This is a genomic window from Candidatus Babeliales bacterium, assembly GCA_035455925.1.
Taxonomy (GTDB): domain Bacteria; phylum Babelota; class Babeliae; order Babelales; family Vermiphilaceae; genus SOIL31.
Genome location: DATIEE010000016.1, coordinates 26,799 through 40,797, shown reverse-complemented (window position 1 = coordinate 40,797; position 13,999 = coordinate 26,799). Strand labels below are relative to the sequence as shown.

Annotated in this window: 9 protein-coding genes; 5 read left to right on the top strand and 4 right to left on the bottom strand. The window is 30.5% G+C overall.

Translation table 11 applies throughout. The annotated features are described in order from the left end of the window. Positions 1-3,152, top strand: a 3,152-nt coding sequence (locus tag VLB80_02780; protein HSC25119.1) for a hypothetical protein, incomplete at its 5' end; no start/stop codon positions are given. A 121-nt stretch (positions 3,153-3,273) separates the two neighbouring features. On the opposite strand, the gene VLB80_02775 is transcribed toward VLB80_02780, so the two are convergent. Beyond that, entirely contained in the window at positions 3,274-4,572 is a 1,299-nt protein-coding gene (locus VLB80_02775) for a DUF1343 domain-containing protein (GenBank protein ID HSC25118.1), read from the bottom strand. 160 nt (positions 4,573-4,732) lie between these two features. Between VLB80_02775 and VLB80_02770 the strand changes: the two genes are divergently transcribed. Then, on the top strand, positions 4,733-8,323 hold the full coding sequence (locus tag VLB80_02770) for an ankyrin repeat domain-containing protein (protein ID HSC25117.1): 3,591 nt from the start codon (positions 4,733-4,735) through the stop codon (positions 8,321-8,323). A gap of 93 nt (positions 8,324-8,416) precedes the next feature. Here VLB80_02770 and VLB80_02765 read toward each other — a convergent pair whose 3' ends face one another. Together VLB80_02765 and glyA are read right to left on the bottom strand one after the other, a co-directional pair. Continuing rightward, the gene (locus tag VLB80_02765; protein ID HSC25116.1) at positions 8,417-9,202 is read right to left on the bottom strand and encodes a hypothetical protein; all 786 of its coding nucleotides are present in this window, start codon (positions 9,200-9,202) and stop codon (positions 8,417-8,419) included. A gap of 258 nt (positions 9,203-9,460) precedes the next feature. Next, positions 9,461-10,690, bottom strand: coding sequence for a serine hydroxymethyltransferase (gene glyA, locus VLB80_02760; protein ID HSC25115.1), 1,230 nt, complete (start codon positions 10,688-10,690; stop codon positions 9,461-9,463). Between the two features lie 172 nt (positions 10,691-10,862). Between glyA and efp the strand changes: the two genes are divergently transcribed. Both efp and nusB read left to right on the top strand, forming a co-directional pair. Continuing rightward, positions 10,863-11,429 carry an elongation factor P gene (gene efp / locus VLB80_02755; GenBank protein ID HSC25114.1) on the top strand — a complete coding sequence of 189 codons (567 nt, stop codon included), beginning with the start codon at positions 10,863-10,865 and terminating at the stop codon, positions 11,427-11,429. Between the two features lie 40 nt (positions 11,430-11,469). Further along, complete coding sequence (gene nusB / locus VLB80_02750; GenBank protein ID HSC25113.1) at positions 11,470-11,973, top strand: transcription antitermination factor NusB; 504 nt, start codon at positions 11,470-11,472, stop codon at positions 11,971-11,973. Here the strand turns inward: nusB and VLB80_02745 are convergent. Continuing rightward, complete coding sequence (locus tag VLB80_02745) at positions 11,895-12,719, bottom strand: alpha/beta hydrolase (GenBank protein ID HSC25112.1); 825 nt, start codon at positions 12,717-12,719, stop codon at positions 11,895-11,897. The genes nusB and VLB80_02745 overlap by 79 nt on opposite strands. 243 nt (positions 12,720-12,962) lie before the next feature. On the opposite strand from VLB80_02745, the gene VLB80_02740 reads away from it, so the two are divergent. Continuing rightward, a complete protein-coding gene (locus VLB80_02740; protein ID HSC25111.1) occupies positions 12,963-13,946 on the top strand; it encodes a hypothetical protein in 984 nt (327 codons plus the stop codon). Positions 13,947-13,999 lie beyond the last annotated feature (53 nt).

Here is a 13,999-nt window from a genome sequence, read left to right as displayed (position 1 = left end):
ATGCTGAAGGTCAAATAACATATATTAATCAACAAGGTTGGAATAATGAAACAAAAATATTTATCTTGCAACTTTTATGGTGGAATACTTTTCAAGATAAGCTTGATAATAAAAAAGATGAAAGACAGTTTTTTAGAGATTGTAAAGAAGAAAAAAGTATTGATGATATAAGTATTATTAAAGAAAAATATGAAAAAGAACGCGAGGGTTTTGAAGAACAAAGAAAAACTTTTTCTAATGCATTGAGAGATATGGAAAGTTGTTCTCCTTCCATTATTGATAATGGAAATCAATGTCGATTTCTAAAAATTATTTATAAATTAGAAGATCTTCCGCAGAATATTAATTTAGAATTAAAAAATATTATAAATAAAACATTTAATGAAAATACTTTTAATATTGCAAAAGATAACTATTTTGAAACAGTCAAATTAATAAAAAAGAAGCAAAAAGATAAAGAAATTATTTCTTTAAAAGAGTTACAAAGTTATAAACAGGTTTATAAAATATATTTGAATATTATACCTGAAACTAATAAAGAATTAAGAGCTGAAGTTCAAAAAAATTTTAATAAGAATAAACTTGTCTGTAAAAAAATAATAGAAGAAAACCTAAGGAAAACAGTTAAAATTATACAAGATAAAGAATGTCACGTAGATGATATTGATGAAGTTTTATCGAAATTAAATAAATACAAAATGGGGTTAGAAGCATATATTTTTCTGAAAAATGAGCTAACGACTGAAAAAGGAAAAGAGACAGAAAAACAATATGAAGAAACCCTTGAACTGATTTCTAAAAAAATAGATTCTCTTAATGAAATAAAAAATATATCAGCAAACAAAGATGATGCAACAGCGGTTGAGTTAATTGAAAATGCCTCAGAAGAATTATCCAATAGTGGTGCGGAGTCAGAAGTAGAAGAATTATCACAGAATGCATTCACAGCCTCTAACCTAATATCTACATTGTTAGACAGTATAAATTCTATATCAGAAGACGAAATAATAGCTGATTTTTTCATAGAAATACATAATGCCCTTTGTGAATTATCAGAAGGTGATGATATAAATAAAGAATGTACCAATCAACTACAAAGTCTTTACAATCATCAAAAAATTAAAGACGTAGTAAGCAAATCTACAAATAATGAAAAATTAAAAACAGCATGTGATTATATCAATTTAAAATTAAATGAAAATCAAAAAGCATTGCAACAAAATGCTACGAATAAACTTACTATACAAGAAAGCATAAAATCAGATATAGAAAACTTACGACGTAACATTTTTGATAATTCTTTCTATTATGCTACATATAGTATAAGAAATTTAGCAAAAAATTATACTAAAACCTCTCAAGCTGATTTAATAAAAATACAAGAATTAATTAAAAATCAATCTTTTTTTACATTTGCTATAACGATTCTAGCTAGCGATATGCATTTAAAAAAATTTGAACAATCATGGTATACATTTACTGAAAAAGATCCTTGGAGTGATTATAATGACAGAACAGATATGTACCTTAACTGTATAATTAATTTTATAACAACCATAAAAACTGATAGTCAGTATGAAGGTGATTTGCTCGAAAACTTCATATCTTGTGTTAATTTTTTAGCGAAACATAATGATTCAATTGACAATAAAATGAAAAACAATCTTTTAAGTTTGAAACCTACTATTCTCGCTTTAAAAGATACTGATGAGATTAAAGTCCTTTTACAAGATGAAAACGATAATATTCTCTTTCAACAATCATTAACCAAATTATTGGAGATGATGAATCAGAGCTTGCCGGTGCAACAAAAAACATTTAAAGAAGAAAGTAAAAAATTAATTAGTTTTTTAAGTGATCCTGAATATAAAATATCACTAAAAACCATAGGAAATATCAATACGTTAGCGAATGCATATGGAAGTTTAATCGAAAGTGCTATTCCTGATGAAAACGATAAAAATAACATTACCCAATTAAAAAAGTTACTAAAGTATGAAGAGCTTTTAGCTCTTGTTCCTAAAAATGATGCAGCAATAAAGAAATTTAAAGATTCATGGGATAAGCTTTTTGTTAATCAATTTTTAAAAGATTGCACGACAATTATACATGAACTTAATGAAAAGCTAAGAGATATAAATAATACACAATTAATAAAAGAAAATATCGAAAAATTACAAAATATTCTTAATGATTTACCAGTGAATTGTCTAAAAAATGACGATATGACAGCATTAGATATTATACATAAAGACTCGCTTTATCAACAAATCATACAAGGTGATTCTACATTAACAGACGCAGACAATAAAATTAAAAATACATTAATGAGTTATGACGAATTAAAACAGGTGCAAGAGCCACAGATACAATCAACAATCATCAAAGTAGGCAATGACGCAACACTACCACAATTATTGGTATTAAATATAAAAAATGAGTTAGATGAATTGGTCAATAATATACAAGGGGGTTCGAACAACCGTTATGGTACTATAAGCCGCATAATTGACTTGGCAATTTCATATAATAATTATGAAAATGATTTTAATGATGACCACAGAAAAATAATAAAAGAGTGGGTTAATTATGAAGATCTTGCAGATTATATTAAGCAAGATTCTGATATGGTGCAAGAGCAAAAAGAAGTAAGCTTGCAGTCATTACGAAGTTCCTGGGAAATATTGTTTAATGAAAAACCTTGGGAACAAAAACAACAAGAAGAACAAATGAAAGAGCAACCGGATTTACCTCTTGATCAATCATTACAAAAAACAATAGGTCGAGTAATTTATAGTGATCCTTTAGATTATCTAAGTATAAGTATAGAGGATCTTAAATTGCTATGTGAAGAAGCCCAACTAATAAAACGTAGGGAATTTAAAGAATCACTATCATCTGCCAGCGGAATAGATAATAAGGACAATACGACAAAATTACCCATAGAAAATAAAAGATCCGAAAAAGATTATGATTCGCATAGTGAGGAGCAACTTAGTGGCAATAATTCATCCTCAGAAAAGAAAGAGGAGCCTAGTGGTGGCTTATTGGCAACACTATTTTCACCAATAGCATGGATTTGGAACACAATAATAGTATCGCCAATATCATGGACTTTGCACTTATTAAGCAGCTTGATATTAAAAGCGTAATAAAAATTTTTACTTTTAATTAACTTTATTTTTGTGCTAATCTGGTAGTTAACAACTATATTAGCACAAAAGAGCGCAATGATACTTCTTAGTCGTGATATTCATGAAGCAATTATACAATTTATGAAATTTCCTGTTGTTGGGCTTTTTTACTTTTTTGTATAAAATATGTTGCCTTTTTAATAGTTGGCCACGGTTGATAAAGAAATGAATCTTGAGCATGTTTATAAAATCGTTGTAAATCTTTATGAATATGATTAAAAAATAGTTTTTCAGAAAGTGTGCCATCCAATAGTTTTTGTACTGAGGTAGTGCCAATAGCTTTATCAAATGATCGAGAAAAGGAAAATGATATTTTTTCATTCTTAAAGAACTGTAATATTACAATAAATAATTCAAACGCATGTACATTATTTATATCAGAAAATTCTAATCGTAAACCTTTATTAGTTTTTTTATTTTTTTTATTAATATAATGATAATGATAACTTTTAATGTTAAATGAATTCAAAATTGTTTGTAGACGATTCCATACTTCATCAGATACATGCATAGATTCTGGTAAGGTAATACAGCGGAATGCCATAGATGTTCCAACGCCAACATTAAATGGTTCTATTTCTCCTAATAATCCTAAAAAGCTATAGCCATAACATGATTGTAATGATTGCAAATTTGGTGATAACTGATGTATCAAGTTTCCAATAAAACCTTGTGATCGATCATATCCTTTCATTTTTACCACATGCAATGACACACGTTTTTCTAGTACATGTTTATTGAAATACCACGCTAATTCACCAATTGTCATTCCATGACGTAATGGAATAGGTGCAATGGAAATAAATGAGATAAGATTAGGATCAACAAGTGGACCTTCCATAATTCCACCTAATGGATTTGGTCGATCCAAAACAACAAATGGTTTATTGTATTCCGCGGCTATTTTCATTGTAGTAAGTAAGGTAGAAATATATGTATAATGGCGCATACCAGAATCTTGAATATCAAATATTATTACATCAATATTATTCATATGTTCAGGCGTAATCATTTTACCTGAACCATTACCATATAAACTGACTATGGAAATACCTGTTTTTTTATCAATAGAATCATGGACATCGCGCTCAGCTAATGTTCCATTTAGTCCATGTTCGGGAACAAAAATGTATCGCACGGCATAGTGATCAACAGCAAGAATATCAATTGTTCTTTTTCCTTTTTGATCAACACCCGTTTGATTGGTGATTAGGCCAATCATGCATGAATCTTTTTTTTTATGGGGGCAGACTTTTTTTAATAAAGATACTGGAATATTTTCAACGCCAAGCTTAAAAGGCACAACTTCAGAAAATATGTTAATTCCCGTTATAAGAAGACTAAGACAAATCATTTTTTTATATAATTTTATTTTCATATTAGTACTCCTTTTTATATATAATTAACATACGCTTACCTAAGATCTGATAGCAATAACATTTACAGATACGCTTGATTGTATTTTGACATAAACTGACACAATACATTATACTATTGCATAATAAATAGAATTTTATACAATCGAAAAAGAAAAAAACATGCAAAAAATTAATTATGTCCTGCTCGGTTTATTACTTTATAGTGTCAATGTTATTATATCACGAGAGGTTCCCCGTATATTTCATGATGCATACGAAGGAAACAAACAAGCTGTACAAGATTATCTTGATAATGGACAAGATTGTACTATCAAAAATGATAATGGTGATACAATTTTACATATCGCCGCTCAACAAGGATATGCAGACATTATCACATTAATAACAGATTATTATGATTCATGTAGTTGGTTATGGTATTATACCTGTGGTCCAACATTGCCTACGGGAAATGAGCAAAATAATAGTGGAGATACTCCACTCCATTGCGCTATTAGTTCATGTAAAAATCAATCATGTGCTGTATTATTATCGAAAGTTACTACGCAAAACTTGGAAATAACCAATCATAAGGGATTAACACCATTGCTGTTGGCAGTAAAAAAAGGAGATTGTGCTACCGTTAAAACAATCGGTGAAATAAATCCCGAAAATTATTATGCAAAAAAAGATCAGGGAAAAAATATTTTACATAGTGCTATAGAAGAAAAACATTTTAGTCTTATTGAGCAACTTGCAGCCGATAAAAAATTTATTAATGCACAAGATGATAATCATTTATCACCGTTGCACTATGCTATTAATAATCAAGATCAATGCAATCAAGCAGATAATAATGCTATAGCACGTATACTGATTGATAGTGGTGCTGATATTGCAATATATTCAAAAAATAAGTTGCCTCTTCTTCATGATTGTATACTTCATAATAATCTTGAACTTTTTATAACACTTTTAAACTATAATGCTAAAATTAATGAAGTTGATATATCCGGAAAAACAGCTTTACATCATGCTTTTGAAGAAAACAAAAAAGAGTTTATTATTCCTCTTTTAGATAAAAATAGTGATAGTAATAAAAAGAATAATAGTGGTTTTACTGTTGGTCATATTGCAGTCCAAAGTAGAAATATTGAGAATCTTGCATTGCTGATTGAACATCCACAGAGCAATTTTAATATTAATATGCAAGACAATAATAAAAACACATTATTACATAAGGCAGTAATTGATCATAATGTGGAAATAACGAATTACTTATTAAATAGAAAAGAAATCGACATAACTCTTTGCAATAGTGAAGGAAAATGCTCATTTGCTATCGCTTTGGATAACAATCAAGATGATCTTATTGATTTGATTTCATTGCATCCTGATGCTGATATAAACAGCAAAGATAATAAAGGAAGAACTTCATTGATACGAGCAGCAGAAAGAGGAGATTATAAAGGTATTGATAAAATATTGCATAATGATAAAGCTGATATATCAGCTGCTGATAACTTTGGTGATACTGCACTTCATAAAGCGGCAGAATGTGGCAATAAAATGAATGTTGAATTACTTATAAAAAAAGATAAATCTTCACTTATTATGCCAAATAATGATGATCAACTTCCTCTTAATATTGCAATATCAAATAAACATGAAAAACTTGCGATTTTATTAGTTGATGCAGGTTCGCCAATTAATAAATCATATTATGCAGGTAGAACTCTACTGCATCAAGCAGCTAAGCATGGATTATCGCAACTTACTGATTATCTTTTACAAAAAAATGCTGCTATAACAAAAGATATAGACGGTTGGACTCCCTTACATGACGCAGCTGCAAATGGACATTCTGTTGTCATTCAAAAACTTCGTGTACACGGAGAAAAAATAACCGATCTTACCAACAGAAATAATTCACCATTATCAGTAGCTATTATGAATAAACATTTTGAATGCATAAAAGAGTTACTAGATCAAACGATTATTAACAAAAAAAACGATAAACAATTAACGGTACTTCATCTTGCTATACATTATTTTGCCCCAAAAAAGATTATTGAACAATTGCTACAGTCTGGAGCAGACAACACTATTAACGATGCACAAGATAATAATTGTTTACATATGGCGATTGAAAGTAATAATAAAGAAGCATTTAGTTTATTTGTAAAACAACCACACATGATTAATCAAAAAAATTGTTTAGGTAAGACTTCTCTTCATCAAGCAGCAGCACATAAACGATTATCCTTTTCTGAAGAATTGTTAAAAAATGGGGCTGATATCCGTCTAAAAAATAATAATGGAGAAACGGCACTGATGACAGCATCGCAATTAGGAGATGTTTCAAACATTGATTTATATATGAGGTACGGTGCTTATGTGGATGAACAGGATAATAAAGGTTTTACTGTTATTGCGCATGCGGCAAATATTGAAATAATGAAAAAATTGCATAAGCACTATGGTGCTTCACTTTCTCTACGAACAAATGATAGAGATACATTACTCCATCTTGCAGCTAAAAGGGGAGATACACAAAAAATAAAATATCTAATGGAACAGGGACTACAGAGTGATGATGTTAATAATAAAAATGAAATTCCACTGATATCTGCTGTCAGTAATGGACATTTAGATGTAGTAAAATTAATCATAAAGGACAAAGATTTTATAACAGATCAAGTTACTCGCGCAATCAATCATGCACAATGGGGTAATCATCCAGCGATTGTACGGTTCTTAAACCAAAAAATGGAAGATAGGCAAAAAGAATGTAGAAAAATTATTGATCTACATAATAATGTACAAAACTTTATTGCCGTTAATAAAAACCGTGATAGGGTACTCTCAGAAAAAACATCTACTAAGTATCCTGAATATAGATATATCTATAAGCCGAGCTCAGCTATACAAGAACCGATAAAGAATTTCAATGATATTTGGCAACTTGATTCCAGCAAAAGAGATGAATATTATAATGCTCTTTTATGTTATAAACATCATGAAATACAAGAAAATACTATCATTGAACAAAACATAACATCAATTCAACAATTAGAAGAAAAATTACAAAAGCAACAAGAAGCAGAAAAAAAACAAAGAGAGTATGAAAAAAAACGTAGAGATGAAGAATTGCATGCGCAACAACAAGAATATACAAATATTCTCACCAAACAAGATATACTTTATGGTCTTATTGCAAGTAATAGGGAACTGTCTCAAGATACTCAACAAGGCTCGTCTGCAGCTCATTATACATATCAACCATCTTCTTGTGCGCAACGCCATCCTATTAATATAGATCAATTAAAAACACTCAATTCACAAGCGCTTGCGCAATATGCGACGTTGTTGAATGAATGTTCTCATGAAGAAGAAAAATCTAAAATTGCGTTAAGCTACCTATTGGCACAACAGCGATCAACACAAGCTGCTATCAGAATCTTTACAGATAAAAAAGCTATAGAAACAGATTTTGAATGTGCTCTACGTTTACTGGAAAAAAAGCAAAAAAAAGTAATTGATAGCAGTACTGATTCTGATGACACTAAAGAAAAAAGGCAGGCAGCCCTTAAAAAGATTATTCATGGTATGAGAAAAAAGGGTTATCAGACAATTGATGAACTTTCATCAAGCCTACAAACTGATGAGGATAAAGAAATAATAAATATGTGGACTATAGAAGAAAATCTTAAAAAAGAATTTGAAGTTGAGATGAGAAAACAACAAAGAAAGCAAAGCGGGGGCTTTTAAGCCCCCTGTTTTTTACTAAATTTTAAGATAGTTACACCAGTTAAATTGATAGTTTACGTATCCTTAATTAACTTTCGAATAATCTCTTATTCTTTAATAATTATCAGGTATGTTGAGATCTTTTAAGGCTTTTTGTATCTCTTGATCATAATGAATAATATTTGGAGTATACCGCAATCGAAGAGCAAAAAAATCATTCATAAATTCAGGTGAGGACTTATCATCTTTATATTTTTTCACTAATAAATCAACGTCATATAAAAAAGCTTCAGATTGTAATACTGCAAGATCCTCAGTGTATTTTTTTGCAATATCTTTTATTGCTTGAGAAAGTTTTTTATTATTATCAGTTTCGGGCCCCCATTCTTTCATTTTTGTATATTTTACTGGATCTTTTTTACTATGTTGCTCTGAAATATTTTGCATTTCTTTATCAAATTTAGCAAGATTGGGTGCCTCCTGTAATCGAAGAGTTTGAAAGTTTTTAATAAATTCAGGCGATGATGTATCGCCTTTATATTTTTCGGTAAGAGCATGAAATTTATGTAGAAAAGATTCTGTTGTGAGTAAATCGAGATCATTTTGATATTTTTTCATAATACTGTCTATGGCTTTTGAAAGATTTATAGCAGTATCAGATTGTAAAGTAGGTTTATTTGTAGCTTGAACTTGTTGATAATTTTTATTATCGTTCAAATTTTCCAGTCCTTCCATCCATAAATTTGTTGAATCTTCTGGTTTGTGCGGTGTTATTATAAGCGATATACCATCTGTATGAAGTTTTACAATTGCACCTTCTTTAATATTAAGTAATTCTAAAATGGCCCGATCTAGTATTAATGCATTACTATTACCATATTTAACAAGTTTTTTAAGCATTTTTCTCTCCAAGACAACAATAATATTATACAATGATATAACTAAGTTATAACAATTTTTGTATCATTGTGCAATACATTATGTAATGTCATAAGCCTTAGAAAGAAAGTACAGCTAATTTTAAAATATGCAAACGATTGTCACCAGATTGCTACAGAAAATAGAAATAAAGATATTTAGTTGGTTTAAAAAAGTAGCTATTTGTGCCTATAGAATATGCATTTCAGGACCACTTTCTAAGTTTTCTAATTTATTTTTTTAGTTAATAGGAAATTCTGTACATAATGCGCGAACTTTAACTTTAATTGCATTCAATACAACATCATTATCATGGTGTCGAATTGCATCATCAATTAAATGCGCAATCTGACGAGCGGTAACTGCGTGCATGCCGCGTGTAGTAATTGCAGGAGTTCCAAGGCGAATGCCGCTTGTAATCCATGGTTTTTCTGTATCAAAGGGAATACAACTACGCGTTACGGTGATGCCAGCTTTTTCTAAAGCAATTTCAGCTTTTAATCCGGTAATATTTTTTGAACGTATATCAACAATAAATAGATGATTATCAGTACCACCCGCCACAATGCGATACCCTAATATAATGAGCTCATCAGCCATTGCTTGGGCATTAGATATAATTTGTTTTTGATAGTCAATAAATGATGGTTGTAATGCTTCATTAAATGCTACAGCTTTTGCAGCAATTGTATTCATTAAAGGACCTCCTTGCATACCTGGCATAATTGCACGATCAATTTTAGCTGCATGAGCAGCAGATGTCATAATAAGTCCCCCACGAGGTCCACGCAATGTTTTATGGGTTGTACTTGTAGTAAAATCTGCGTAATTGATGGGACTTGGATGAAGTCCGGCTGCAACTAATCCAGCAATATGTGCTATATCAGCAAGCAATAAAGCGTTAACATCTTTAGCAATACCAGCAAGGCGTTCAAAATCTATGATGCGGGAATATGCTGATGCTCCTGAAACAATAAGTCGGGGCATATGTTCGTGCGCTAGTTGTTCAATAGCATTATAATCTAATAGTTCTGTTTCTGGTGATACTGTATATTGCACACTTTTAAACAATGTACCCGAAAAATTTACATTATGCCCATGGGTAAGGTGCCCACCAGAGCTTAAACTCATGCCTAAAATGGTATCGCCCGGCTTTAACAATGAAAAATAAACAGCCATATTTGCTTGTGAACCTGAATGTGGTTGTACATTAGCATGTTCTGCATGAAATAACTGCTTACAACGATCGATTGCAAGTAATTCAACTTTATCAATAACAGTACAGCCAGGATAATAACGTTTTTCTGGATAACCTTCGGCATATTTGTTAGTTAATACTGAAGCTGTTGCTTCCATAACAGCTGCTGATACGTAGTTTTCTGAGGCAATAAGGTTTATTGTTTCTTCCTGGCGGCGTTTTTCAGATTCAATAAGCTGATAAATACGTGGATCAGTTATATATAAAGACATAATGGATTTCCAAGTTTTAAAATGTTTTTTAACGTTTATAGCGTACCATTGGATGGATATCGCATCAAATAAGATTGAAATGATTTTTTGTTGTATTAGTCAATTTGCCTTTTTTAAAGGCTTTTTTTATACTAAAAATATAAGTAATTACCCAAACAATAAGGAAGATATAGTGATCGCTACAACAGATTTCAAAAAAGGTATGAAAATCCTTTATAACAATGCGCCATACATAATTCTTGATTATCATCACGTAAAACCAGGAAAAGGTGGAGCTTTTGTTAAAACAAAAATGAGAAATATGATAACAGGGCTTATATGGGAAGATACCTTTCGCTCTGGTGAAAAATTTGATCAACCAGATTTAGAATATAATGAAATGCAATATCTTTATTCAGACGGTGGGCTCTATCACTTTATGGATCAAAGTACTTTTGATCAAGTGTCGTTTAATAAAGAACAAATTGAAGATGTATTAGATTTTCTCAAAGAACAAGAAGTGTATACTGTTCTCAATTTTGAAGGAAAACCAATAACAGTAACTGCACCAATGTTCATGGAAATGACAGTTAAAGAAACAATGCCAGGAGTTAGAGGTGATACAGCTCAGGGTGGTGCAACAAAACCTGCAACTCTTGAGTCAGGATTAGTTATTCAAGTTCCTTTATTTGTTAATGAGGGTGATATTGTCAAAATAGATACACGCGATAAAAGCTACATGGAACGAGTTAAAAAATAATAAAATTATTGATTAAGATACTATTGTGGGGGGTATCGCTATGAGTTCACTTTTTATTGCTGAAGGCGCTATAATGCAGGAAGATTTTCAATCTCCTAAATTATATAAAGATTTATCACGACGAGATATTCGTTCTCTTATTTTTCATTTTTTATATGCTGCAGAAGCATTTAATTATGAAGAATCTTTAGAATCTATTATACATAATTTTAATCGAGGATTTGACCTTTCTATTCCTGTGGACGGGGAACTTTTTATGATTACTAATGAAATTATTAAACATAGAGATGTTCTTGAAAAGATTTATGAGCCTTATTTAGCAAATTGGCGTATTGAGCGAATTAGTGTTTGCACTAAATTAATTTTATTATTTGCTATTTGGGAAATTAAATATACGCCCACCGATGAGCGAATTATTATCAATGAAGCCGTTGAACTTGCAAAATGCTTTGCTGAAATAGATGCTTATAAATTTGTAAATGGTATATTGGATCCGGTTTCTAAGGAATTGCGGAAAGAATCAAGTATTAGTACCGAAAGTTGATGATCCCTTATAAACAAATCATTTCGTTTTTCATCATATGCATATTCAGGAGCCTTGATATCACTAAAATAGACTATGCTGGGCTCTGATATGTAGTTGGTAATATTTTGGTTATTTAAATATTTTTTAAAATAATGATGGATATATGCAATCCATTTGCCAACTATCGGATGATGTAGGCCAGCATGATCAGGAGCTTTTCCATTAATCATTATGCGTAAATTGGCTATTCTTTTATGCTTTGGGTATTCTCGAGAGGAAATTCCCAGTACAGTTTGGACAAGATCTTCGAAAGAAAATAGATTATAAACATAGCCTATAACATTCATATTAGGTAAATAGTTACTCATGATTGGTGTACCTAAAGTGAATAATGCGCAAATCTTATATTTATTGTCTTGTTCTTGAGCTAAAAATTGAGATGCTAATACTGCTACAGTCCCTCCATGGCTATGGGCAATAATAAAGAGTGGCGTATCAATAGCATATGTTTTGATAAGTTTTATAAGATTGTTTGCAGCTTTTACGCGTGATTCATGCCCACATCCTCCACTCCAGCGAAAAGAAACCACAGCACTGTTTTTTTGACAAACAGCGTTTTCTAAAGCATCAAAAAAATCACCTTTTGGTGAATGCCAACTGCAATCTGCTCCCCATGTTCCATGAATAATAATAAAAACAGATTGTGCTTGAGTAGATAAAAAAATAAAGCAGATAATGACAATAATCTTTTTTATAATATACATATATGTTCCTTTTCTAAAGGCCTATTATATTTATCATAAGTGTACTATTTTTACAGTCAAATTTTTATATGAAAATTAAATTTGTTTTATTTTCATATATGATTTCATAAAGTTCATACATGACTATTTTTTTATTATAAAATATAACTTTTTTTAACTTATTGATAAATTAAAACAAATTAATCTATATTAAATGCAACGCGTTTAATATTACGTTATTAATGTAAAAAAAAGGAATATTTCATGAAAAAGGTAGTCTATATAACTGCGTTTGTAACGGTAATTTCACTATCAACACTTATTGTTGATGCTGTCCCAACAAAAATTCATGTTAGTTCAGAAGCAACATTAATTGGTCAACAATTGATACGAGAATTGGGTGACAAAATAAAAACAACAGCTCATAATTTTCAACTAGCTCAAGGGATAGTTGAAAAAAAAGAAGCTATTAGATCTGCAAAAATAGCGGCTCAGGAGTTACTTAATGCTCTTAATGATGTTAAAACATTTGGTAATGATGTAGTAAGGGGATATCTTCCAGAACAAATACGACAAGCAGCAATAGCATTATCAGAATTATTAACCCGCAGAAATGCACTTGACACACAAATTAAAGGCAAGAGAACAGAAATAGATGAAAAAACGATTAAAGGATGGGTTTGGGATAGTCCAATGCCAGGGCAGACAGAAACACGTAGTCATGCTCAAAAACAGTTCAGAGAACTCCACTATAAATTAAAAGATATACAAATCGCAATACTCGAACAAGAAAGGATTTTGGGGAAAGAGTGGAGCAATGCCATAAAACACGCAATTAATGGTCTATTGGTTGGTACTTCCTTTGGTATCTCTTATGGAATTAATTGGTATTTTCAAGGCAATCGTGCAAGAATTAATAAAGGATACATATCTGGTATGATGAGAAAAAATGAGCAGAATATGATTTTACCAAAATTTCCAGATGGTAGCATGGAAGCAAAAGAATTTAATGATGCAATAGAAGAATGGAATTTTATTATTGCTCAATCAGATATTATATCAAAAGATATTATTACCGCATCGCAACTTAATCAAGCAAAAGAAGTTTTAAATAAAATGCATTCTCTTAGATCAAAACTAAAAAATGTTCCAAAAACATATAAAAACATTCTCGATGATGTTGCATCTGCTATTGATATGGTAGCAAATAAAATAGAAAGATCGAAAAATAATTGGTTAAAAGTATAATTATATTCTTGAAAAGAAATCGACAGGCTTGGGACGTTTATGTCCCAAGCTTT